Genomic DNA, 24,588 nt, shown 5'->3' with positions numbered 1-24,588 from the left:
TTAAAGCTGTTCATTTAAGAGTTGAATAAGCCTGGCAAATTCATGATCATCGAAACCAACAGAACTGTATATGATTTTTCCGCTTTTATCTATCAGGAAATTCCGGGGAATAAACTGGGTGGCAAACTTTGAATAAATTTCCCGTTCCGGATCTGCCAGCAGTTCAAATTCGTACCCTCTGGCCTGTTTGAATTTTTGTAATTCTTCCGGCTTGTGTTCCCGTCCAACAATCAGCAAACGGAAGTCATTGCGGTTTTTGTATTTTTCGTAAATCTCTTTCTGTATGTGAGGTAATTCCTTTAAGCACGGACCACACCAGGTTGCAAAAAAATTGATCATGACCACTTTACCGTTCAACTCGCTACTGGCATGGCTCTTCCCTGCTGAGTCAACAAAAATAAATGCCGGCGCCTGTTGCCCGACCCGGACGATGGTCGATTCGTCCTCCTCCGTTTGTGCAAAAACAAAATTGGTAACCGTAAGAATGGCAAACAGAATGAGTGCTTTCATGTCAGTTATGACTTAAACAACAGCAAGATAAAAATTATTCCTGTACATAAAAGTAAAAACGGAATGTAAATGGCGAAATAGTTATTAACTCCCGGCTGTTAATTGCCGGAAGTTAATAACTAGACAGAAAAATTATCCCTTTTAAAACGAGTTTAAAAAGTTTGTGACGTTCCTGACAATCCGCTCCTGAATCTGATCGATTTCGGATTTCACAAATGAATCGCCGGTGATGTTTTCATAAAGTTCGATATAACGTTCCGACACTGAATTGACAAAAGCTTCATCCATCGCCGGAACGGTTTGTCCTTCTTTGCCCTGAAACCCGTTTTCGATCAGCCACTGACGTACAAATTCTTTCGAAAGTTGTTTCTGGCTCTCTCCTTTCGCCAGGCGCTCTTCATATCCGTTGGCGTAAAAATAGCGGGATGAATCCGGGGTGTGGATCTCATCGATCAGGTAAATTTTACCGTCTTTTTTGCCGAATTCATATTTGGTATCAACCAAAATCAGACCTTTTTCTGCCGCCATTTCGGTTCCGCGCCGGAAAAGTTTGCGGGTATAATCTTCCATCAGTTCATAATCTTCCTTACTCACGATATCCTGGGCGATGATTTCTTCTCGCGAAATATCTTCGTCATGACCTTCCGCAGCTTTTGTAGTTGGGGTAATAATCGGTTCCGGGAATTTCTGGTTTTCAACCATGTTTTCAGGAAGCGTTATGCCGCATAAGCTACGTTTCCCGCTGCGGTATTCACGCCAGGCATGGCCGGTCAGGTAACCGCGGATAACCATCTCCACTTTAAACGGATCGCAGTGAAGACCAACGGTTACATTGGGATCGGGGGTGGCAAGTTTCCAGTTTGGAACGATATCAGCCGTTGCATCCAGAAATTTAGATGCAATCTGGTTTAAAACCTGTCCCTTGTAAGGGATACCTTCCGGCAGGATCACATCGAAAGCCGAGATGCGGTCGCTCACGACCATCACCAGGTATTCATCGTTGATGTTGTATACATCGCGCACTTTGCCATGATACACCTGTTTTTGATTCGGAAAATTAAAATCCGTTCGGGTTAACGCTTTAATCATTTTCGTTGTTTTTATCTGTTTGTTTCTTCTCTTCTTTTTTTGCCAGTTGCATTTGATGGTGTTTATCGTATGCATCAACAATCTCGCGGACAAGCCGGTGGCGGACAATATCGTTCGAGTTAAACTGAACAAAGGAAATATCCTTTATGTCGCGAAGAATTTTTTTTGCCTGAATTAAGCCCGACTGGCTCACCGATGGCAGGTCGATCTGTGTTTCATCGCCGGTGATGATAAATTTGGCATTCATTCCCATGCGTGTCAGGAACATTTTCAGCTGGTTAAGCGTGGTATTTTGCGCTTCGTCTAAAATAACGAAGGCATCGCTCAGGGTACGTCCGCGCATAAAAGCCAGCGGTGCAATCTGGATAATGCCGTCTTTCATGAATTCTTCCAGTTTTTTTGCCGGAATCATATCCAGCAGGGCATCGTACAGCGGTTGCAGGTAAGGGTCGATCTTCTCCTTCAAATCGCCGGGCAAAAAACCAAGGCGTTCACCGGCTTCAACAGCGGGGCGACTCAGGATGATCCGCCGAATTTCCCTGTTCTTTAAGGCCCGGACAGCCAGAGCAATGGCGGTGTATGTTTTTCCTGTTCCGGCCGGACCAATGGCAAAAATCAGATCCGATTTCCGGCATTCTTCAACCAAAATACGCTGGTTGGGCGTCCGGGCCCTGATGGGTTTTCCGGTATTGCCGTGCAACAACACATCAGACGGATTTACCTGACTATCAGTAGCCAACGGATCATTATTCATGACTTGCCGGATGGTTTCTTCAGGTAATATATTGAATTGATGATAGTGATCGAGTAAAAACTGCAATTTGTGTTCAAAAGCTACACTTTCTTTCTTGTCGCCTTGCACAATGAGTTGATTGCCCCGGCTGATAATTTTCAATTTTGGAAAAAATGCTTTGATCAGATCGATTTTAGCATTGTTTACCCCGTAAAACTCAAGTGGGTCAACACCTTCCAGTAGAATTAGTTTTTCAAACATAAATGAGTTTAAGATCCTTAATATACCCGCAAAAATAAGAAAAATGTTTAGGAATACCGGATTGCTTTGTCTTGTTCCTTGCTTTTATTTTGCCGGTTTCTGACAGCTGTTTGTCTGATTGTTTATCCCGGCAAGGTATAATGAATTCCTGCCCCTGACCCCAGCGGAATACCCAACAGGATCCAAACAATCAACAGGGTCGTCCAGACAATAAAAAAGATCACCGAATAGGGAATCATGGTGGCAATGATGGTGCCGATGCCGGCTTTCGAATCATATTTTTGAACAAAGGCAATAATCAGGGCAAAAAAACTCATCATGGGCGAAACCACATTGGTTACACTGTCGCCAATCCGGTAAACCACCTGCGACAGTTCGGGCGAGTATCCCATAATCATAAACATCGGAATAAAAATCGGCGCCAGAATCGCCCACTTGGCTGATGCGCTTCCCATCAGCATGTTAATGGTGGCCGAAAGAATGATAAACAGGATCATGAGCGGGATCAGCCCGATATTGGCAGCCATCAGCAGGTTAGCCCCTTTTACCGCCAGAATAATCCCCAAATTGCTCCATTTAAAATAAGCGACAAACTGGGCAGCAAAAAATACCAGCACCAAATAGGTGGCCAATGTTTTCATCGATTTGGCCATTCCGTCCATCACATCTGTATCGTTCTTAAAAACACCGGTGGTAAAACCGTAAGCCAGTCCCATAGCTCCCGCGCTAATGAAAAGCATGGCCACCACGCCTTTAACCAGGGGCGAAGATAACAGTCCCCCGTCGGTTCCCCTGAAGTACCCGTTTTCGGGAATGATGCCGATCAGGGTGATCACAAAAATACCGGCAAAAGCCAGAAGCGCCATCAATAAACCTTTCTTTTCAATTTTTGACAGGCTGGTAAATGAATGCTCGTCGTGTTTCACATCTCCGTTATAATCACCTAATCGGGGTTCAACAATTTTTTCGGTCACAAAGGTGCCTGTTATGGCAATAATAAAAGTAGAGGCCACCATAAAATAGTAATTGGCCGTGGCATTAACCTCATATGCCGGGTCAAGAATCACCGCGGCCTCTTCCGAGAGTCCTGCCAGTAAAGGGTCGATCGTCCCGATCACCAGGTTGGCGCTAAAACCGCCGGACACTCCGGCAAAGGCAGCAGCCATTCCCGCAATCGGATGGCGCCCGACAGCCAGAAAGATCACTCCGGCCAGCGGAATCAGCAATACGTAACCCACGTCGGATGCCAGGTTAGATAAAATACCGGAGAAAACCAGTACGAAAGTGAGCAGGTGTTTGGGTGAGTTCAGCACGAGTAAACGAATAATGGTATCAATTAAGCCGCTTTGTTCGGCAATACCGATCCCCAGCATAGCTACCAGCACAATGCCCAGGGGGGCAAAGCCGGTATAGTTTTCAACCATATCGAGCAGGATCCGGTGGATGCCGTCGTGTGACAACAGGTTCACCGGTTTTACAATTTCCCCGGTTCCCGGGTGAACAACTTCCCAGCTCAGATAATATCCCACTGCCGACAGCAATAAGGCCGTCAAAGCAAACAATGCGAAAAGTGTCGCGGGATGCGGCAAAGCGTTACCCACCCGTTCGGTCCAGTTTAATACGTTCCTGAAAATTCCCTCGGTAATCTTCCTCATTTAGAATCCCTTTTTCGTGATCATTGCTTAAAAAAAGTAATTATCCATTAAAACCGAAAAAAAGATCGATGGTTTTCAGTATTTTTCATTTTTTAGTAACCTGCTTAATTCGCTGATGCGCTACCAGCTAATGATGAAAGAAATACATCATGTATTTGTTAAATATTTTGCAATCCGTTTTCCGGCAGCAAGTATTTTCCTATTTTCGGAAACTGTAATTTTGAATAGTTAAAAAATTAAAATTTATTGCAATGGGAAAGAAAATGTTAGGTTCAAAAACAAATGAGTTTGCAGAAAATCTGTGGCTGTTGATTTTACGTGTGGGGAGCGGCGCATTTATGCTGACACATGGGATTCCCAAAATTCAGCTCTTATTAGGCGGGAGCGAAATCGCTTTTGCCGACCCATTTGGATTGGGGCCAACCATATCGCTGATACTGGCTATCTTTGCCGAAGTGATTTGTTCGGTGTTGTTAATTCTGGGCGTAGTTACCCGGCTGGCTTCCATCCCGCTGATTGTAACCATGAGCGTGGCCGCTTTTTATGTCCATGCAAATGATCCGTTTGCCGGGAAAGAAATGGCGCTGCTTTACCTGCTGATTTTTATCACCATCCTGGTTTACGGGAGCGGTCGTTTTGCTTTGGGACGCCTGATTAAAGGAAATTAACGCATATGCAAAAACCCTCATTGAATGATTTTTCGTGCACCCTTTACGCGGGGTGACACGAAAAATCAAAAAATAGGTTTTCTGCCTTACCTGGCCGACAGTTTTATCAGCAAATCTTCAATTTTACGGGTTGCATTAGCCTGGCTTCCTGAAAAATTATTCATAAAGACTGAAAATAAAATTTCCCTCCCCGATTTGGTTTTTAACGATCCGGCAAAACAGCGAACGCGGGTCATACTGCCGCTTTTGGCGCGAAGGCTGTTGTCGGGGAATTTCTCCGCACGAAAATACCAGAGCGTTCCGTTGGGCGCACCCGGCAGGGTCGAAAAAAACTGTTCGCCGTAAAGACTTTTATGCTTCATGTAATAAAGCAGGTCGACCATAAACCTGGGGCTGATGGCATTGAAACGGGAAAGGCCGCTGCCATCGGCCAGAAATAAACCCGCTGTATCCAATCCTTTTTCTTTCCAGAAGTCGGTCATAAACGCTGTTCCTGCTTCGGTACTACCCAACCCGGTATGATAAAGGGCCAGGTGTTTCATAAGGTGCTCGGCAAAAAGGTTCACGCTTTCGTGGTTGGTTAAGCTGATGAGATCGATCAAGAGAGGCGAAACGGTTGTTGCCAGGAAGGTGGGAAACAGCGTTTCTTCATCGTGCTTTTGGGCTCTCACCTGGCCGTCAACAACGATGCCTTTAGCTTCGAGCTTGTCTTTTAATTGAGATCCCAACAGATAAGGCGGATTGGGAACCGATGCTTTAATAACGAAATCGGCCCGGTTCTTTGGGATCGTTCCTTTCAATATCCGTTTTTCGCCGATCGGACTACCAAACACGTAGGCCAGGTCTTTCTGAATGTTGGAAGAAAGTACCTGGTTTTCGAATTTCAAACCGGGAATTACCGGGACGGTGCCGGTGATCCGGGTTGGCTTTCCCTCTTCTGCCGGTGACGAAAGGTGTATTTCATACAAATTGTCATACACCGAAAGACCGCAGGCGCCGGCGCCGTAATAATTCCCCATATCTTCCCAGATCCAGGTATTTGGGATCGTTTGTTCTTCATAGATAGTCGCGTCGGTTATAATATCTCCGGCGATATGGCGAATGTTCAGGTTTTGCAGGCTGACCACCCACTTATCAAGAAAATGAGGTTCCAGGTAATTCTTTTTGAAATAGCTTGAACCAAGCGCGGGGTCTCCCCCTCCCCTGATAATCAGATTACCCAGTAAACTGTCGTTTCTGATTTCGCCCGAGTAAGCCAGTTTGGTTTCGAACGTATAGTAGGGACCGAGAACTTCCAAAGCGGTAGCTGTTGTAAGCAGTTTCAGCGTTGACGCCGGAACCAGGCTCAACTGCGCGTTATTCGATGCAAGAACATCCCCGGTTTGAGCATCCTTTAAATAAACACCAATACCGGTGTGCGAAGGAATTTCCCCGATCCATTGGTTCAGGATGATTTGTTCACCGGCAGCATTCTGCGCGGTTCCGTTAGAGAAACAAAAAAGAAAAAGCAAGCCGAGCAACCGGTTAATTGTCTTCATGTCGGTAAATTTATATGTCGAGAGAAATTGTTGTTTAAGGTATTGTTTTCACCTGAAAAATAAAAAATAATCCTGAAACCTCCATCTCAGCCCCTTATCCTGTCCACGCGAAGCCAGCCAGCCCGTCTGTTTCTGTGGATTCTTTCCACAACTGTGATGCGGATTCCACAATTTTCAGAAGTAAAATAAATCGGCATTTCACGAATCAAATATTTTCTAATTAATTGAACACGTGATATTTACACCCTTTCCCGGCTTATAGGCTCTGACTTTGGCATGCTTTTATATAGAATAGGTCATGACAATGAATTAATAAATACACTTAAAAGAAGTAGTTATGAAAAATGGATTAATTTTATTAGCAGTCGCAGTGATGGTTGGTTTTGCATTTCCTCAAACATCAATTGCCAATCAGTCAGATAACGATTTAACCATCGTCATGCAACAAGAGGTGCAATACCAGGAAATTGCCGTTGAAGATATTCCGGATGCTGTAAGTGAAGCCTTGGGGAAAGACTATTCCGGGTTTAAAGTTGAAAAAGCGCTTAAAGGCGATGACGGATCCTACAAAATTGTAGTGAGCAAAGACGATGTGAAATATGCTCTGTTTTACACTGAAAAAGGTGAAATTATTAAAGTAGAACAATCCGAAGCTCCCATGTAATAATTGAAAACAAATTTCACCAGCATATAGCACCAAACCAGACTGTGTCTCATTTTAAGGGTTTTATTACTTAATGAGATTAGGTGTCACACGACCTCTGTCATGAGTGGGTAACCACAAATGACAGAGGTTTTTTTTAGTGTTTTTAACATTTTGTAACAGGGGTCCATCATACTAAGCTCCATTGGCAGGCGTTTTATTTACGATTCGATTAAACAGTCAGATGCAGATGGAAAATATACTGGTGATAGATGATGATGTAACTTTTGGGTTGATGTTGAAGACGCTTTTGGAGAAACACCAATACCGGGTTGATACGGTTTGTACGCTAACCGACGTACTTAAGCTGGTGAAAGAACGGTTTTACGATGTTGTACTCACCGATTTACGCATGCCCGACATCAGCGGCATCGACCTGATCCGCCCGATAAAGCAAAACTCGCCCGGAACCCGGATCATTATGATGACCGGGTATGCCGATATCGCTTCGGCAATTCAATCAATCAAACGCGGCGCGTTTAACTATATTCCGAAACCTTTTCAGCCCGAAGAAGTTTTAAGCATGATTCGTGAGGCCACTACCAAGGAGCCGGAAGCGAATCCCGAAAGCGGGAACAATCAGGTTCACAAAAATGATTTTTTAGATGGGGTAAGTAAGGTGTCGAAACGATTGAAACACCACATTCGCCTGGTAGCGCCAACGCCCATGTCGGTTCTGATTACCGGCGAAAGCGGCACAGGAAAAGAATACATTGCCCGATCCATTCACAAACAGAGCGCCCGGTCAGGAAAACCGTTTATTGCTGTTGATTGCGGAGCCATTCCCTCCGAATTGGTAGCCAGCGAGTTTTTCGGCCATCTGAAAGGTTCGTTTACCGGGGCTATTGCTGATAAAACCGGCCATTTTGAAGCCGCCAACGGGGGTACTCTTTTTTTGGATGAAGTAGGAAACCTTTCTTATAATACCCAAATTCAACTCTTACGCGCATTGCAGGAACGAACGATCAAACCGGTGGGTAGCAGCCGTGAACTGCATGTTGATGTGCGTATTATAGCAGCCACCAACGAAGATCTGACTGAGGGCCAGGAAAACGGAACGTTCAGAAAAGATCTGTTTCACCGGCTGAATGAGTTTCAAATTAACGTTCCTCCCGTCCGCGACCGCAGGGAAGATATTATGCTTTTTGCCCGGCATTTTTTAGTTCAGGCCAATGTTTACCTGAATAAATCTGTTGAAGGTTTTAGCCCGGAAGTGGAAACTGCCTTTTTGAATTATGACTGGCCCGGAAACCTGAGGGAAATGAAAAATGTGGTAAAACGCGCCACCTTACTTTCGGTAGGATCACGGATTGGCATGGATGAAATACCGGTTGAAATCTGGCAGATGCAACGGAAAAACAACAACATGGGTTTGTACAATGGAGAGAACGAAATGGAATTGATCCGTAAGGCGCTAAAAACCAGTGGATACAACAAGAGCGAAGCGGCCCGTTTATTAAAAATTGACCGTAAAACCCTGTATAACAAACTAAAACAGTACCAAATGGAGGTACCGGTTAAAAACGGGGTGCAAAGGCCGATCTGACCAATACCGTTGACTTGACACTTCTTTGCCGGGAACAATCTGCTGAGTAGATTCCCTGCAGGTACAGACAACCGTGCTTAAGCTACATCTCATGTTTTTCGATGTGAAGAAGCAGCCTGGTTATCCATTTCTGCACCGTTTCGGCCAAAACAAAAAACTGTCGGTCATCCAGTTTTTCCCGGTCTTCGTGTGCCAGACGATCCAGTATTTCCACAATCGGAACCACTTCCAGCTGGCGAAACAAGGGAAGCATTTTGTGGGATAATCCGGAAACGGCAATCGCGTTTTTCTCATCCAGATATTGACGGAAAAGAGACATATTTTCTTTTCCTGTTTTCAGGAAGGAAACTAAAATCACTTCCAGGCTTTTCGGGTCTCCTAAAGCAAAATCACTGAGCTTTTTCAGTTTATATTCCAGTATTCTTTCTTCTGCATTCATGGCATTAACAATCAATCAGTTTGTTGGAAATATGTTCTGTTTAAAAGCAACCAGACTTGGGGGTGTCATTTTGTCCTGTATAAAACAAACGGAGAAGATCCGGTTCTTGTTGTTCTTTTCCCGGTATTTTTGACATTTGTACAACACAAAAATTTCGGGTTAAATTTAGGTTATGCCTCTTTTTAAAATCCGATGTTTATACACCGGATTTATTATCTTTGTTGCGGCTTTTCCGAAAGCTTTTAAAAATCAAAGTGTTAAGAAATACATTAAGTTTAATTCAAAACCATAAATCATGTTAATTCATAACGTTGTTGGTAGAGAAATTCTGGATTCACGTGGTAACCCCACTGTGGAAGTTGAAATCACACTGGAGTGTGGTGCTGTTGGTTTGGCTGCTGTGCCTTCAGGCGCTTCAACCGGCGAAAACGAAGCGCTGGAACTGCGTGACGGCGACAAAGGCCGTTACCTGGGAAAAGGTGTTTTGAAAGCTGTTGAAAACGTAAATACGGTGATTGCCAAAGAAATTATTGGCATGGACGCCTCTGAACAGGTTGCTCTTGATAAAAAATTATTGGAACTTGACGGAACCAAAACCAAATCAAAATTAGGCGCCAACGCCATGTTGGGCGTTTCACTGGCTGCCGCCAAAGCTGCTGCCAATGCTCTTGGTTTACCTTTATACCGTTATATCGGCGGGGCAAACGCCAAAACACTGCCTGTTCCGATGATGAATATCATCAATGGCGGTTCTCACTCAGATGCTCCGATCGCTTTCCAGGAATTCATGATTCGCCCAATTGGCGCACCTTCATTCCGCGAAGGTTTACGCATGGGCGCTGAAGTATTTCATAGCCTGAAAAAAGTATTGCACAAACGTGGCTTGAGCACTGCGGTTGGCGACGAAGGTGGTTTTGCTCCTGCATTGGATGGCACCGAAGACGCGTTAAACAGCATCATCGAAGCCATCAAAAATGCCGGCTACAAACCTGGCCGTAAAGAAGACGGCGGCGATGTTTCGATCGCTTTGGATTGCGCTGCTTCAGAATTTTACGAAGACGGAATCTACGACTACAGCAAGTTTGAAGGCGCTAACGGGGCAAAACGTACCCGCGAAGAACAAGTCGCTTTCCTGGCCGGACTGGTTGAAAAATTCCCGATTGACTCCATCGAAGATGGTTGCCACGAAGGCGACTGGGATGGCTGGGTGAAACTGAATGCCGCTATCGGTCACAAATGCCAGTTGGTTGGCGACGATTTGTTCGTAACCAATGTCGAATACCTGAAAAAAGGAATCGAACTGGGCGCTGCCAATTCAATCCTGATCAAAGTAAACCAAATTGGTACCTTAACCGAAACATTAGACGCCATTGAAATGGCCCACCGTGCAGGGTATACTTCAGTAACCTCTCACCGTTCGGGCGAAACCGAAGATTCAACGATTGCCGATATCGCCGTTGCTACCAACTCCGGTCAAATCAAAACCGGTTCGTTGAGCCGCTCCGACAGGATGGCTAAATACAACCAATTACTTCGTATCGAAGAGCAATTGGGCGAATCAGCAATCTACGGATATAAAAAAGTATACAAGAAGTAATTCTGAAAATACCAGATAAGTGAAAGCCGCTCCCCGAAAGGGAAGCGGCTTTTTTTGTCGGTTGAAGTTACCTGCCGGTTCAGATCGTGTTACGCCGACCTCGTACTGCTTCTTGTTTGAAACAAACTAATTAGAAACTTATGTTCATTATTTAAAAAACTGGTTCAGAAAAACAGGAGATTTTTAGCAATTAGTTTACATGTTATCCGATTTTGCGTGAAACAGGAATGAACGACACCTAAGGAACAAGAAAATTTCTACATTTGCTGAAATCGATTAACTTTTACTCCGTTTATGGAAGAAGACAAGATCTATGTGAGGGCCTTAAAAAACGGCGATTACGAGGTGTTTGATATCTTGTTCCGAAAATATACCGAGCGGATCTATGCATTCACGCTGGGAATCACCAAACAAAAATTTGCAGCGGAAGAAATCACGCAAATTGTTTTTTTGAAGGTTTGGGAACGGCGGCGTCTGATCGAAGAGCATTTTTCGTTTAAATCATTTTTGTTTTCGGTGGCCTACCATGAAATTATCTCCTGGTTACGCAAAGAAAAGTCGGAGAAACGAAAAATTGAAAACTTTCTGACATCGATAAATTTTTCGAGCGAAGAAACGGAGGTTAGCATCGAGTTTAAAAATCTTGAACACCTGACCAATCAGATCATCGATCATTTCCCGGAAAAACGGCGACAAATCTTCAAACTCAGCAGGGAGCAAGGGCTTTCGAATAAAGAGATTGCCCGGGAACTGAACATCGCGGTAAAAACGGTAGAAGCCCACATCACTTCGGCTCTGAAAACTCTCCGGGAGAAACTGGGAACCAGCTCCTTCCCCGGATACCTTTACTTCTCCATCTTTTTTATTTCCCAGTCGCATACCGACAAAAGAAAGTCGTAACAAGCACTTTGGCTTTCCCGAATTTATTTTTTTGAAAAATATTTTCTTCAGCGCTAAGGGTTGAGGGGGATGGCTTTCGTATTAGATTAAAATAACAACTCATACATGGAACATCCCGACATCATCAAGTATGTGAAAGGAGAAACCCCGGCTGAAGAGTCGGAACAGATTCTGAAATGGATGAAAGATCACGCGAACGAACCTGAAATCCGAAAAATTCTGGGATATATCTGGACACATGCCACGATTAAACTGACAGGCGAAAAGCCTGATTTCGAATTTCTGCTGCAACAGGTCCGTCAACAAATCAATGCGCGCGAAACGAAACGGCTCCGACCGGTTCGATGGAGAGAGATTTATCTGTCGTTTTCACGGATTGCTGCTGTTTTAATGGTCCCGCTGATTGTTCTCTCCTTTTTTTTATATCTCAAAAACAACGATCTGTCCCGGAATACCGGATCGGCCATTCTTGAACATGAATTGCATACCAAAGCGGGCACCCGTACCAAAATTACGTTGGAGGACGGCACGGTGGTGTGGTTACACGATGGAACAACCTTTAGATATCCGGGTAAATTTGACCAAAAGGAAAGGCGTGTATTTGTTGACGGCGAAGCTTATTTCGAAGTAGCGGCAAATCCCAAAAGCCCTTTCATTGTAGATAATCCCATGATGAAAACCATCGTTACCGGAACCCGGTTTAACCTCAATGCTTATTCGGCCGATGAATATTTCGAAGCCACTTTGCTTGAAGGAAAAATACGCCTGCTGAAAGATCAGCAAACCTTCCAACTCGAACCGGGCACACAAATTCAGTACGACAGGCAAACCGGCAAAGTAGATCAGATGAATGTAAATTCCTCTTCATCAACGGCCTGGATTAATGGCAAGCTGATTTTAGAGGACGAGTCATTGCATATTGCTTTGAGGAAAATCAGCCGCTGGTATAATATCGAAATTATTGTGCAGGATCCGGAACTGGAAAATTACCTCTTAACGGCAACCATTGATCAGGAAAAACCCGAGCAAACACTGAGACTGATCTCATTTGCTCTTCCGGTTGACTATTCGGTGAAAACCAGGCAAAACGGACATGAACTGATAAAAACCTTTTATCTAAAAAAGAGATGAACACGATTAAAAAACCATATCACGGACGATCGCCCTGTCCTTCTCCGGATAACATCAATAAGGTCTATTTTATAACAAAATAACCGGCAGGAATCTGGTCCATTCTCTGCCGGTCAATTCAATAGTTTAATAATGTAAACCGCGTAAATTTATGAAAAAAAAGTTGAATCCCATCATTTCCTGGCGCCTGTCATCGGAAATGAAAAAAACATTCATGCACATGAAACTAACTTGTGTGATCTTTTTGCTGGCCATACTCCAATCGTTTGCCGGAGTCACTTACTCGCAAACAGCGACTGTTTCCCTGAGATTGAATAACAGTTCGGTGAAGAACGTTTTGCTCACGATCGAAAACCAGACAGATTTTTACTTTCTCTACAGCAGCAAGGTGATCGATGCCGACCGGAAAGTAAGCATTGATATGGATAAAGCACGGATCCCGGATATTCTGGATGTCGTTTTTGCCGGAACAGACGTGAATTACACGATTGAAGGCCGCCAGATTGTGCTGTCGTCAAACGGTCAAACGGTTAGTTCGTTTTCCGGGCAACAACGAGGCATAACCGGAAAAGTAACCGACTCTTCCGGCCAGCCTTTACCCGGGGTAACCGTATTGGTAAAAGGAACGACGATAGGTACGGTAACCGATTTTGACGGTAATTATACGCTGTCGGTTCCCGCCGGAAATCCTACGCTTGTTTTTTCGTTTGTGGGAATGAGAAGCATCGAAGTAGCCGTAGAAGGAAGAGCCTCGATAAATGCAAAAATGGAGGAAGAAACGGTAGGCATTGAAGAGGTTGTGACTGTCGCTTACGGAACCATGAAGCGTAAGGATTTAACAGGTTCTATTAGTACTGTAGACGCCACCACAATCAGCAGGCAGGCAAACTCAACAGTTACCCGTGCGCTCGAAGGTGCGGTAGCCGGTTTGCAGGTGGCTGCTGTTGACGGTCAGCCCGGTTTGGATATGGGTATCCGTTTGCGTGGTATCGGCACGGCCAGCCAAAACAATTCAAATGCATTGGTAGTCATCGACGGTGTACCTGCCCTGCACGACAACCCCTTATCCACCATCAATCCCAAAGATATCGAAAGCGTTACCGTATTAAAAGATGCTGCTTCAACCGCCCTGTACGGTTCGCGCGGCGCCAACGGTGTTGTGTTGATTACCACCAAAAAAGGCTCAACCGGTAAAACAAAAATTTCCTTTGAAGGTCGTTGGGGCGTCAACCAGGTAGGTCCCTATCAGTATGATAAGATGTCGGACCCGAAAGACATTTATGAGCATGCCTGGTTAGCCATCTACAACTCGGTTCGTTTTGGCGTTGACGGTTCGGGGATTTCAAAAAATTACACCACCAATGTACAAAATCCCAATATGTCACACGAAGCCGCCGCTCAATTTGCCAGTCAGCATTTGTTTGATTACACGGGATCAACCACCGCCTTCACCAGAAATGCTCTGGGCAACTGGATGTTATATAATGTTCCGGGAGCCGTTTACACGCCATCAGGCACGGGTGCCACTGCCAGTTCAACCATGAGCGGCGCCTACCTGGTCAATACCGACGGCAAATTAAACCCAAATGCCGTACTGCTCTTCGACGATAACTACGACAAATATTTATTGGAAAACAAGTTTCGTCAGGAATACAATATTTCAGCAACCGGTGGCAACGACAAGGTGGATTACTTCCTTTCGTTAGGTTATCTCGAAGATCCATCGTATATCCGCGGGTCGAAATTTGGCCGTTACAACGGGCGTTCAAATATTAACGCGCAATTGTACGACTGGCTGAAAGTTGGCAGTAACGTCGCTTATTCGTGGCGCGAAACCCAATCGCCCGCCACCCGTTACGGACGTAACCCAGGCTCGGCTGTAGCCAACCCCTTCCGTTTTATCAACGGACAGAACCAACTGACCCAGCTGTATGCCCACGATGCAAACGGAAATTACATCTACGAAAACGGCGAACGTAAAGTACATGTAAAAGCAGGTGATACTTATTCACCGCTTGGTTTAACCGCAACGTCTCTGTCTTCTACGAATATTCTGACCATGTTGGATACCGATATGGATATAAGAAAATCGAGCGATATCGTCACCCGTTCGTATGCTGAAGTGAAGTTGTTGAAAGACTTAACATTCACCACCAACCTGGGATTGGAAAAATACCACGAAACCCGTACCCGTTACTGGCAGAGTGAAACCGGACAGGCTGCCGGCGTGGGCGCTTTTGGTAAAGTATATCAAAACGTAACCATTCTCAATACCCAGCAATTGCTGAATTACAGCCATGATTTTGACAAACATCATGTAGATGCTTTGGCTGGCCACGAATTCAATAAATATCATTTCGAAACTTTGTACTATAACTCGGCTTACGAATTGATTCCGGGATTTGCCACCTTTGCCAACTTTGTCGGGCGTTATACCGGGGGTACCTTCTCGTCGCCTGGTGGGAACGAACAGAAGAACGCCTTGGAAAGTTACCTTGGCCGTGTCAACTACAACTACGACAGTAAATATTACGCCGAAGCTTCGCTGCGCCGCGATGGTTCATCCAAATTCAAATACAAAGAAAACCGCTGGGGGACCTTCTGGTCAGTCGGCGGTGGATGGCGTGTCACTGCCGAACCATTCATGGAGAACACGAAAAACTGGCTCGATAACCTGAAAGTCCGCACCAGCTATGGGGTCATCGCGAACCAAAACGGTATTCCAAACTATTCCGGATATCAAACCTGGGGCTATGGGGCAACCTATACTTCGACCACCGGTGGTAACGGCATTCCGGCTTCATATACACTTACTCAGGGTGGTTTCCCCAACGATGCACTGAGCTGGGAAAACACCTGGACGCTTGACGCCGGTATCGACTTCAGTTTATTCAATCGCGTTCACGCAACATTCGATTATTACAACAAACTAACCAAAAATGCCGTTTGGCCTCAGCCGATTGCTTACTCTCTGGGACAGTCGAGCCTGGATAAAAACTCGGCTAAAATCCAAAACCGGGGATATGAGTTGGAACTGGGTGTTGACATTATAAAGAAAAAGGACCTCTTTTGGTCAATTTCTGTAAACGCATCGCATTTCAAAACAACGCTGAAAGAAGTTCCCCCGGGGGTAGGTTCGGAAGCGCTGGATGGAAACTGGACAGCCAATGCTGATGCATGGGCAATCGCCGGTTCGGGTACATCTTCCAATGTGACTTATCTGCGTGGTGTGGGGAAAGATTATTACAACCTGTATTTATTCAAATATGCCGGAGTCGATCAGAATACCGGGCTTCCGCTTTTTTATCACAAAGTTACCGAAGCTGACCACACCAACGGTTTATACAACGACATCGCAGTTGGTGGTGATGCAAAAACAACCAACTATTCCATCGCATCGCGTTACGAACTGGGCAGCGCAATACCTGATTTACTGGGTGGTTTCAGCACCACGCTCCGGTATAAAAACTTCGATTTTACCGGAATGTTTGCCTTCCAGCTGGGCGGTAAATTTTACAGCAACGAATATGGAAACGGCATGTACCGCAGCGACAACGTCGGTGGAAGTTTGTCGGCCGAACTAATTGGAAATACCTGGACGCCGGAAAACACCAATGCAAAATTCCCGATGGTCATGTACGGAAATACTTACGGCGACGGATCCACCTTTGGTAGCTGGCTGTATACCGATATGGCTTTGTTTAACGCTTCCTATCTGAACTTCAAAAACGTAACGCTGGGTTACACCCTTCCCGGTAACTTGCTGGAAAAATACAACATCAGCGCTTTACGCCTGTATGTATCAGCTGACAACCTGTTTATGATTACCTCACATTCGGGTATTGATCCGCGTATGTCGCTGGTTGGTGGTCTGGATGTAGGCGCTTATGCCTTCCCGTCTATGCGTACCATTTCATTCGGTGTAAACTTCGATTTATAACAACCATTAAAAAACAATTCATATGAAAAACTATATAATAGGAATCGTATTACTGGCAGGCATGCTTTTCTTTTCGTGTGCCGATGAGTTGGATATTACACCTCCAAATGCCATTACGACAGAACAAATCAAAGAAATACTGGCATCGGGAGATACTATAAAGATCAACCTGATTATGTCGGGGATGGCCAATGCAATGCCCCTACAGTTCAATGCCAGCGGAATCAGCGGCGCCGGAACAGCCGACGGACGTTACCGTTCGTGCCAGGGATTGGATGCCATGCGTAACCTCGAAGGAAACGATATCGTTTTTGGTGGAAAAAACCTCGCCATTTTTGGTTCCGACGAATATTATCTTCGTGATTTCACCTCTACGGCTGTCGATAAAAATGCCGTGTACTGGCACCACTACTGGTCGATTATCACAACTGCCAATAAAATGCTGTTTTACCTCGATGACGCCACGGTGGGAGATATTCCGAAACTGAAACAATTCAAAGCAAGAGGATTAGTTGTGCGTGCTCATGCCTACAGCTATTTGATGGAGAATTATCAGGATGCCTTTTTGCAGGGTGGACAACAGAAACTGGGTCTGATGCAGTATGATTACTATTCGCCGCAGCAAGATAATAAACCGCGTTCTTCATCAGCCGACACTTACGAATTCATTAAAAACGACCTGAAAACTGCCATCAGATTATTTCAGGAAGCCGGCGTTGGATATACCTCTAATTTGACTGATATCGATTTGTCTGTTGCTCATTTTATCCTGGCACGCGTGTCGTTGATAACCGGCGACTGGACAACCACCATTTCGAGTTGTGACGCTATTTTAAGCAAATACCCCACGCTGATGGGACAAAGCGTTTATGGCGGCGTCAACAATGTGGGCACGGCCGCCAACCCGGAAATTCGCCCCGAAACCAATGGATTCCTGTACAATAATGTCAACCCCGAAGTGATCCTGGGATGGCCGGTCGGTCAGGCATTAACAGCACACAACAGTTGGATGAACCCGTTTGGCGAAGGCTACGGAGGTTTGAGCGAAGGTTATGCCCGGATCGACAACCGGCTGTATGAAAAAATTGATAGCCGGGATTATCGTAAAAATTGTTTTATGGCAACCGACTTTGGCGATTATGCCTATCCGACCAATGCCACTGTCCGGTTTATTCCGGCTTATACCAACCTGAAATTCGCTGCTACCCACGGTATTGGTACCGATGATAAGAAAAATGTGGGAACAGTTACCTGTTACTACATGCGTTCGTCTGAAGTATTACTGATGAAAGCAGAAGCCCAGGCCCAGCAACCGGCTACGGAAGCCAATGCCAAAACAACCCTGAATATCCTCCTGGCCGCCCGCACCAAAACAGGTGAAACACCCTTAACCTGCGATACTTATTCAAGTATGACCGGAATGACCGCCTTACAAATGGTGCAGTTGCAAACCCGCATTGAATTGTGGGGAGAAGGTGGCCGCGAATTCTTCAACAACAAACGTTGGGGGATCCCGGTTGACCGGACAAACTCTGCCAACCACATTGATAAAGGTACTTACAGCGTTTCAAAAATGACACTTCAGATTCCCGAAGAAGAAATGTTGTATAATCCTCTTTGCGTACAGAACTAAGAGAATGCTGTTATCAATTTCATTATAAAGGGCGGAGCCTATGCCCCGCCCTTTTTTTCCCTTTTCACAATGTTTTTTGTTGAGTCGGTCAACGCCGGCTTAATACATAAGGCCCTGTGTCAGTAACCGTTTTTGCCATAATTATGCCAATGAAACCAAACCAAATAAACTCACAATCAAGCATTAAGCTAATTTGTATCCTGATATTTATTTTGTCGGGCATTAGCTCCTGCTCGGAAAAAACAGAATTAAAACACCGGTTGATTCACAACAACGACGGTACTGATGCCCTCGGAAATTACTGGTTTCACAAACGGCCTCTGAGTGTGGCCGACATCAACGCTTATGTCGATAAGGTTTCCGGTTCGCAGGTAACCACTTTTATGATGTGCAGCGGAAGCGATTTTTTGTATTACCGTTCCAAATACGGCCGTGTTTTTGGCGACGACCTGGGCGGAACACTTGATTGCGGCTGCGATACCGCCACCTATAAACACATTCACCGCTTTTATCAAAACTTCCTGAACCTCGAAAAAGAAGGAACCGACCTGGTTGCAGCTTCACTGAACCGGGCCAAAGAAAACGGTTTGGAAGCCTTTATTACCTACCGCATGAACGACCTTCATTTTAACGATACTACCACACACTGCCCCATTGTATATACCGATTTTTGGTACAGCCATCCCGAATTCTGGCTGAACGACCAAACTCCGGGATGGAACGCTTCGCGGGCGCTCGATTTTGCGCACAAGGAGGTTCGCCACCATAAACTGGCCATCATCTCGGAACAACTCGAAAAATATGAGATGATCGATGGATTCGATCTGGACTTCATGCGCTTCATTGTTTATTTCAAAATGGGCGAAGGCCGCCAAAATGCCCCGCTCATGACCCAACTGGTCAAAGAGATCCGCGCGAAAGTAGATGAAGTATCTGCCCGGCGCGGAAAGAAAATCCTGCTATCGGTCCGTGTTCCTCCAACAATAGATGCCTGCCTGGATAAAGGTCTGGATGTACAGGAATGGATTAAGCTGGGACTCATCGATTTTGTAAGTATTGGCGTTCATTGGCTGGGCGACCCGTCGCTTCCAGTGGCCAAATTTATCGAAGATTTGAATGCGCCCCACATCCCGGTTTATGCATCCATCGACGACGGAGGCTACCGTCCCCGCGAACCTTTTTCGCACGGCATGCTCCGGGGAATGGCCTCGCACATCCTTTCGCAGGGAGCCGACGGAATCTATCTTTTCAATCAATATTATTCGGAATACCTGTCCAAACATCACCAACAACTAAAGCTCGAAGACGGCGGTTACGTATGCCGCGTGATGATGCCCCGTTTATTACAGGAGCTGGGCTCGCTTGAAACGCTGAAATACCGCAACAAAATTTACTGTTTGTGCGACAGTTCCGGCCAGTATGGCATCAATCCGGTTTCGCCGTTGCCTTTAACCGTTGATGAAAAACAAACGGCCATAGCTGAAATTTTTATTGGCGATAATCCTAAGAAAACAGTCCCCCTCGAGGGAATATTGTTTTTCCGTTTAAACCGTGAGGCCTTGTTCGGGCTGTATTTCAACGAGCAGAAACTGACGCTTGAAAAACCCGACGATGTGGCGCTTTACGACCGGGACAGAGGATTATCGGGAACAGAAGCTCATTTTGCTTTTCGGGTTCCTGTATCCATGATAAAACAAGGATACAACACCATCCGGTTTCAGGCTGAAGCCGGTTCATTTCGGGTTAAACGCCTGGAAGTGGGACTAAAATACGGAGACGTCGGGACCCACGGATATTTTTAATCCTGGCGCGCAACGAAAAGGAAACCAGACAACCAACAAAACGATATAAATCAAACAAATATGAAACGAAGAACTTTTATACAACAAAGCTCAGCACTCTCTGCAGGACTTATTGCTTTACATACCATTCCCGCATTGGGAAATCCGTTATTAAATCCCGCAGACAGCAAAAAAAATGCAGACCTGTTCAATGTATTTAAAAACCCGGATCCGGTTTACCGTCCCTTTGTCAGGTGGTGGTGGAACGGCGACAAGGTGGAAGCCGACGAGCTGGTTCGTGAGTTAAATTTGCTGAAAGAAGCCGGTATTGGCGGCGTTGAAATCAACCCGATTTCGTTTCCCTCAACCGGAGACGATTTGGGTAAAAAATCACTGACCTGGCTGAGCGACGAGTGGATCGACATGTTGCAAGTGACCTTCGCCGAAGCCAAAAAACTGGATATGACCTGCGATTTGATTGTCGGTTCGGGATGGCCTTTTGGCGCCGAAACACTAAAACGGGATGAAAGAGCCCAGGTGGTGATTATCAATGCCGAAACGATTGAAGGCCCAACTGAATATGAAGTTTCGCAATATCATATTTCTCATGCTGTAAATCCGGGGGTAACGCATCCTTTTCCGGGACGTACTTTCGAAATTCTTTCTCTCAAACTGGTGCCCGACCCAATGAGCAGCCTGGAGCAGGTAATCGACTTCTCCGATCGGCGAACCGATGAAATTATCCGGATAAAAGTGCCCGAGGGAAAACAGGTGTTGTATGCCCTGGTAAAAATAGATTCATTCGCCAGTGTGATCAACGGCGCCCCCGGCGCCGCCGGCCCAATCCTCAATCACATGGACAAAGCGGCAGTCAGAAAATATCTCGATCACATGTCGGATACCATTCAGAAAAAAACCGGGCCATTGTCGAATCATCTGCGTGCGTTCTTTACCGATTCGATGGAACTGGAAGGCTGTAACTGGACCGATGATTTGCCGGAAGAATTTCAGAAACGCCGAGGGTACGATTTGATGCCCTACCTGCCTTTCCTTCTTTTTAAGGTAGGCCGTCTGGGCGGCGTTATCGACGATAAGTATGGCGCTGTAAAATCTCCGGAGCTGGCAGAAATTCTTAAACGGGTCAGATTCGATTTTGAACTGACCAAGGCTGAACTGCTGAAAGAGCGTTTTACGGAAACATACCTGCAGTGGTGTAATGATCAGCAAGTTAAATCGCGGGCTCAGGCCTACGGGCGTGGATTTTTCCCGCTGGAAACCAGTCTGGGCTACGACATTCCCGAAGGCGAATCGTGGACAACCAACTGGCTGCGGCACCGGCTCGGCGAAGAAATGTCGGACGAAGATTACCGCCGCGGACGCGGTTACACCATGATCAACAAATACGTGTCATCGGCAGCCCACCTCACCGGAAAACGTATCGTCAGCTGCGAAGAAATGACCAATACCTACCTGGTGTTCAACACCACCCTCGAACTGCTGAAAATCGGTTCCGACCAAAGCCTGATGTCGGGCATTACCCACAGCGTGTGGCACGGGTTTAACTACTCGCCGCCCGATGCGCCGTTCCCCGGCTGGGTGCAGTATGGCTCGTACTACAACGAAAAAAACAACTGGTGGCCCTATTTCAAATACCTAAACGATTACAAAGCCCGGATTTCGTCGCTGCTGCAACATACCGACATGTACACCGACATGGCCATTCTGCCGGCAAATTACGATATGTGGGGCGAAATGGGCGTGCAAACCGACCCGTTCCCCGAAAAACTGAATATTCCCTATACCTCAATCATTTGGGAATCGATCAATAAAAACGGGGGCGCTGCCGATTATACCACCGAGATCATCATCAACGAATCGCAGGTGAAAAACGGAAAACTGTGTTACGGCCCCAAAAAGTACGGGACGCTTTTCCTGGCCGAAGTAACCAGCCTTTATCCCGAAACGCTGCAAAAATTGTATGACTTTGTCGCTACCGGAGGCCGGATTTTCTGTATTGAAAAGTACCCCGAAAAATCACTGGGTTTAACCGGCTTAAAGGGAAATGACCAAAAGGTAACCGCGTGGATCGATAAACTCAAGGCGTTCCCCGACCGCTTTGTCCTGATTAAAAAACCGGAAGACAACCGTTTTCTGGAATGGTACCGTGATATCATGGTTCAGTATAAAATTCCGCACTATCTGGAAATTGAAAAACCAGACCGCTATTTTATGCAAAACCGGTATCAGTCGGACGATAAAAGCGAAATTTTCCTGTTTGCCAATGCCCACATGCACAACGGACACCAAACGAACATCACCTTTTCGAAAGAAATCACCAAAGGACGTTATCCTTGGATTTGGGATGCGGAAAGCGGGCAGCGTTACCGCATTAACCTGAAAGATGGCGTTTTCAGCCTGACATTGGGGCCCGCCCAATCGTGCATCGTGGTTTTCAGCAACGAGAAAAACGGTCAGGAGTGGTCGCCGGTTCCGGCTGCCGGTACTGAGAACTTAACGCTCAGCAATGGCTGGGATGTGGAATTACGCCACAGCCGCGAAGGATGGGTGAAAACCACCCGGATGGATGAACTGAAAGACCTGAAAGATACCGAATTTGTCGATTTTACCGGTACTGTTATTTATAAACAAACCGTGGAAGTCGGGCCGGTTAAACCGGTTTATCTGAACCTGGGTAAAGTATGGGGAGTGGCCGAACTGTTCGTTAACGGGAAATCGTGCGGCGTGAAATGGTACGGAAACCGCATCTACCGGATTGCTGAACAGTTGAAACCCGGTTCCAATGAAATTGAAATCCACGTTACCACCATTATGGGGAACTACATGAGAAACCTCACCGACAACAAAGTGGTGGAGCGGTTTATCAACCGGAAGAACGGCCCGCAGGAAATACAGCCGATGGGACTCGTCGGGCCGGTGACACTTTATTCGTAATAACAAATCAAATTAAAACAGTAGTATGAATAAGTTTAGAATCATTTTATTATTCCTGGTTTTGTTAATGTCGCAGCAACTTTTGGCTGTCGACTACAATGCCTCGGTGTTCGGAATCAAGTCGAACGGGACGACGTTAAATACAACAGCCATCCAGAAAGCCATCGATCAGATCCATGCGAATGGCGGCGGAAAGCTGGTCTTTTATGTCGGACGTTACCTGACCGGCACCATTGAACTGAAATCGAACGTACACATCGTGCTGAACGAAGGCGCTATTTTGGTTGGTTCAACAAATATTTACGATTACAACATCAATACCCCTTACAGTTCGCTGGTTTTTGCAAAAAACGCCGATAACATTTCTATTACCGGAAAAGGAGTGATCGACGGCCAGGGCCGCGAGGTGGCTTATCATTTAATCGACCAGGTCCATAAAGGAATTATTGAAGATCCGTTGAAACACGACCGTCCGGCAAGCCGCCGCCCGCGGGGAATTTATTTCCGCGAATGCACGAACGTGGAAATCGACGGCATTGTGATTAAAAACACAGCCGACTGGGTTCAGGTGTACGATCAGTGCGAAAACCTGAAAATCAACAATATTACCGTCGACAGCAAAGCATTCTGGAACAACGACGGGCTGGATATTGTAGACTGCAAAAATGTATTGCTGACCAATTCGTTTATCGATGCCTCCGACGATGCCATTTGTTTTAAATCGCACGATGCCTCCAAAATGTGCGAAAATGTTGAGGTCAGGAATTGTGTGGCCCGGTCGAGCGCCAGCGGGATTAAATTCGGCACCGTTACTTCGGGCGGCTACAAAAATTTCAAAATCATCAACAACAAGGTTTACGACACCTACCGCTCGGCCATCACCATCACCACTCCCGACGGCGGAGTGATTGATAATATACTGGTTGACAGCCTGTATGCCTACAACACCGGAAACGCCATTTACCTGCGTATTGGCGCCCGCTGGAACAAAGGCCGTGCCGGAACCATGAGCAACATTACCATTCAGAATATGTACGCCGAAATTCCGGAAACCAAACCCGACGCCGGTTACGAATACGAAGTCCCCATCGAAGACCTGCCCCGGAATACCTCGCCGGCCAGTATTGTCGGGCTGCCCGGACAGGATATTACCAACGTGACCTTGCGCAACATCGAAATTGTTTATCCCGGAAACAGCAACCCGAACTACGCTTTTCGCGGCATTAAACCGGCTGATTTGGACGGAATCCCCGAAATGGCTGATGCCTATCCCGAATTCTCACAATTTAAGGAACTTCCGGCCTGGGGATTTTATGTGCGCCACGCCAAAAACATCAAATTCGAAAATATCACGCTCACAGCCAAAGGAAAAGAGTACCGTCCGGCCATTGTGCTCGACGATGTAAAAGGCGCTGATTTCTCCGGAATGAAATACAATGTCCCCGGTGGCGGGAAAAAGATTCACGTTTATCAGTCAACCGGAATTGTTCAGGGAAAATAAGTGATAATGAA

At 45.9% G+C, this 24,588-nt stretch carries 17 protein-coding genes; 11 read left to right on the top strand and 6 right to left on the bottom strand.

Annotation, left to right across the window (positions count from 1 at the left end; translation table 11 throughout):
- From AC6H3C_RS07450 to AC6H3C_RS07435, 4 genes are all read right to left on the bottom strand, one after another.
- Positions 1-510: a TlpA family protein disulfide reductase gene (locus tag AC6H3C_RS07450; RefSeq protein ID WP_497520094.1), complete on the bottom strand. Its 510-nt coding sequence runs from the start codon at positions 508-510 to the stop codon at positions 1-3.
- A gap of 141 nt (positions 511-651) precedes the next feature.
- Entirely contained in the window at positions 652-1,599 is a 948-nt protein-coding gene (locus AC6H3C_RS07445; RefSeq protein WP_497520093.1) for a phosphoribosylaminoimidazolesuccinocarboxamide synthase, read from the bottom strand.
- Entirely contained in the window at positions 1,592-2,593 is a 1,002-nt protein-coding gene (locus AC6H3C_RS07440) for a PhoH family protein (RefSeq protein ID WP_497520092.1), read from the bottom strand. The genes AC6H3C_RS07445 and AC6H3C_RS07440 overlap by 8 nt, the downstream gene beginning before the upstream one ends.
- 122 nt (positions 2,594-2,715) lie before the next feature.
- Positions 2,716-4,248, bottom strand: a complete 1,533-nt coding sequence (locus tag AC6H3C_RS07435; RefSeq protein ID WP_497520091.1) for an AbgT family transporter — start codon at positions 4,246-4,248, stop codon at positions 2,716-2,718.
- A gap of 251 nt (positions 4,249-4,499) precedes the next feature.
- Here AC6H3C_RS07435 and AC6H3C_RS07430 point away from each other — a divergent pair, with 251 nt between their 5' ends.
- Entirely contained in the window at positions 4,500-4,916 is a 417-nt protein-coding gene (locus AC6H3C_RS07430; protein ID WP_497520090.1) for a DoxX family protein, read from the top strand.
- Positions 4,917-5,002: 86 nt separating this feature from the next.
- Here the strand turns inward: AC6H3C_RS07430 and dacB are convergent, their stop codons facing one another.
- Positions 5,003-6,454: a D-alanyl-D-alanine carboxypeptidase/D-alanyl-D-alanine endopeptidase gene (gene dacB, locus AC6H3C_RS07425; protein ID WP_497520089.1), complete on the bottom strand. Its 1,452-nt coding sequence runs from the start codon at positions 6,452-6,454 to the stop codon at positions 5,003-5,005.
- 337 nt (positions 6,455-6,791) lie between these two features.
- Here dacB and AC6H3C_RS07420 point away from each other — a divergent pair, with 337 nt between their 5' ends.
- Together AC6H3C_RS07420 and AC6H3C_RS07415 are read left to right on the top strand one after the other, a co-directional pair.
- Positions 6,792-7,118 (top strand): hypothetical protein, encoded by a 327-nt coding sequence (locus AC6H3C_RS07420; protein ID WP_497520088.1) that lies wholly within the window; start codon positions 6,792-6,794, stop codon positions 7,116-7,118.
- A 229-nt stretch (positions 7,119-7,347) separates the two neighbouring features.
- Positions 7,348-8,703 (top strand): sigma-54-dependent transcriptional regulator, encoded by a 1,356-nt coding sequence (locus AC6H3C_RS07415; RefSeq protein WP_497520087.1) that lies wholly within the window; start codon positions 7,348-7,350, stop codon positions 8,701-8,703.
- An 82-nt stretch (positions 8,704-8,785) separates the two neighbouring features.
- Here the strand turns inward: AC6H3C_RS07415 and AC6H3C_RS07410 are convergent, their stop codons facing one another.
- Complete coding sequence (locus AC6H3C_RS07410; protein WP_497520086.1) at positions 8,786-9,142, bottom strand: hypothetical protein; 357 nt, start codon at positions 9,140-9,142, stop codon at positions 8,786-8,788.
- A gap of 295 nt (positions 9,143-9,437) precedes the next feature.
- On the opposite strand from AC6H3C_RS07410, the gene eno reads away from it, so the two are divergent.
- The 8 genes from eno (at position 9,438) to AC6H3C_RS07370 (ending at position 24,577) form a co-directional block, all read left to right on the top strand.
- Positions 9,438-10,739: a phosphopyruvate hydratase gene (eno, locus tag AC6H3C_RS07405; protein WP_497520085.1), complete on the top strand. Its 1,302-nt coding sequence runs from the start codon at positions 9,438-9,440 to the stop codon at positions 10,737-10,739.
- 294 nt (positions 10,740-11,033) lie between these two features.
- Complete coding sequence (locus AC6H3C_RS07400) at positions 11,034-11,639, top strand: RNA polymerase sigma factor (RefSeq protein WP_497520084.1); 606 nt, start codon at positions 11,034-11,036, stop codon at positions 11,637-11,639.
- 105 nt (positions 11,640-11,744) lie between these two features.
- On the top strand, positions 11,745-12,770 hold the full coding sequence (locus AC6H3C_RS07395) for a FecR family protein (RefSeq protein WP_497520083.1): 1,026 nt from the start codon (positions 11,745-11,747) through the stop codon (positions 12,768-12,770).
- A 151-nt stretch (positions 12,771-12,921) separates the two neighbouring features.
- Entirely contained in the window at positions 12,922-16,710 is a 3,789-nt protein-coding gene (locus AC6H3C_RS07390) for a TonB-dependent receptor (protein ID WP_497520082.1), read from the top strand.
- 22 nt (positions 16,711-16,732) lie between these two features.
- The gene (locus AC6H3C_RS07385; RefSeq protein WP_497520081.1) at positions 16,733-18,343 is read left to right on the top strand and encodes a RagB/SusD family nutrient uptake outer membrane protein; all 1,611 of its coding nucleotides are present in this window, start codon (positions 16,733-16,735) and stop codon (positions 18,341-18,343) included.
- Positions 18,344-18,492: 149 nt separating this feature from the next.
- Positions 18,493-20,145: a glycoside hydrolase family protein gene (locus AC6H3C_RS07380; RefSeq protein WP_497520080.1), complete on the top strand. Its 1,653-nt coding sequence runs from the start codon at positions 18,493-18,495 to the stop codon at positions 20,143-20,145.
- 60 nt (positions 20,146-20,205) lie between these two features.
- A complete protein-coding gene (locus tag AC6H3C_RS07375; protein WP_497520079.1) occupies positions 20,206-23,076 on the top strand; it encodes a glycosyl hydrolase in 2,871 nt (956 codons plus the stop codon).
- 25 nt (positions 23,077-23,101) lie between these two features.
- Positions 23,102-24,577, top strand: coding sequence for a glycoside hydrolase family 28 protein (locus tag AC6H3C_RS07370; RefSeq protein ID WP_497520078.1), 1,476 nt, complete (start codon positions 23,102-23,104; stop codon positions 24,575-24,577).
- The last annotated feature ends 11 nt before the right edge of the window (positions 24,578-24,588 follow it).

It is taken from the genome of Gaoshiqia sp. US2 (assembly GCF_059705485.1).
This window is presented reverse-complemented; position numbering and strand designations above follow the sequence as displayed.

Coding starts and splice junctions, on each gene's coding strand:
- AC6H3C_RS07450 (WP_497520094.1), bottom strand. CDS start 510: ATGAAAGCACTCATTCTGTTTGCCATTCTTACGGTTACCAATTTTGTT.
- AC6H3C_RS07445 (WP_497520093.1), bottom strand. CDS start 1,599: ATGATTAAAGCGTTAACCCGAACGGATTTTAATTTTCCGAATCAAAAA.
- AC6H3C_RS07440 (WP_497520092.1), bottom strand. CDS start 2,593: ATGTTTGAAAAACTAATTCTACTGGAAGGTGTTGACCCACTTGAGTTT.
- AC6H3C_RS07435 (WP_497520091.1), bottom strand. CDS start 4,248: ATGAGGAAGATTACCGAGGGAATTTTCAGGAACGTATTAAACTGGACC.
- AC6H3C_RS07430 (WP_497520090.1), top strand. CDS start 4,500: ATGGGAAAGAAAATGTTAGGTTCAAAAACAAATGAGTTTGCAGAAAAT.
- dacB (WP_497520089.1), bottom strand. CDS start 6,454: ATGAAGACAATTAACCGGTTGCTCGGCTTGCTTTTTCTTTTTTGTTTC.
- AC6H3C_RS07420 (WP_497520088.1), top strand. CDS start 6,792: ATGAAAAATGGATTAATTTTATTAGCAGTCGCAGTGATGGTTGGTTTT.
- AC6H3C_RS07415 (WP_497520087.1), top strand. CDS start 7,348: ATGGAAAATATACTGGTGATAGATGATGATGTAACTTTTGGGTTGATG.
- AC6H3C_RS07410 (WP_497520086.1), bottom strand. CDS start 9,142: ATGAATGCAGAAGAAAGAATACTGGAATATAAACTGAAAAAGCTCAGT.
- eno (WP_497520085.1), top strand. CDS start 9,438: ATGTTAATTCATAACGTTGTTGGTAGAGAAATTCTGGATTCACGTGGT.
- AC6H3C_RS07400 (WP_497520084.1), top strand. CDS start 11,034: ATGGAAGAAGACAAGATCTATGTGAGGGCCTTAAAAAACGGCGATTAC.
- AC6H3C_RS07395 (WP_497520083.1), top strand. CDS start 11,745: ATGGAACATCCCGACATCATCAAGTATGTGAAAGGAGAAACCCCGGCT.
- AC6H3C_RS07390 (WP_497520082.1), top strand. CDS start 12,922: ATGAAAAAAAAGTTGAATCCCATCATTTCCTGGCGCCTGTCATCGGAA.
- AC6H3C_RS07385 (WP_497520081.1), top strand. CDS start 16,733: ATGAAAAACTATATAATAGGAATCGTATTACTGGCAGGCATGCTTTTC.
- AC6H3C_RS07380 (WP_497520080.1), top strand. CDS start 18,493: ATGAAACCAAACCAAATAAACTCACAATCAAGCATTAAGCTAATTTGT.
- AC6H3C_RS07375 (WP_497520079.1), top strand. CDS start 20,206: ATGAAACGAAGAACTTTTATACAACAAAGCTCAGCACTCTCTGCAGGA.
- AC6H3C_RS07370 (WP_497520078.1), top strand. CDS start 23,102: ATGAATAAGTTTAGAATCATTTTATTATTCCTGGTTTTGTTAATGTCG.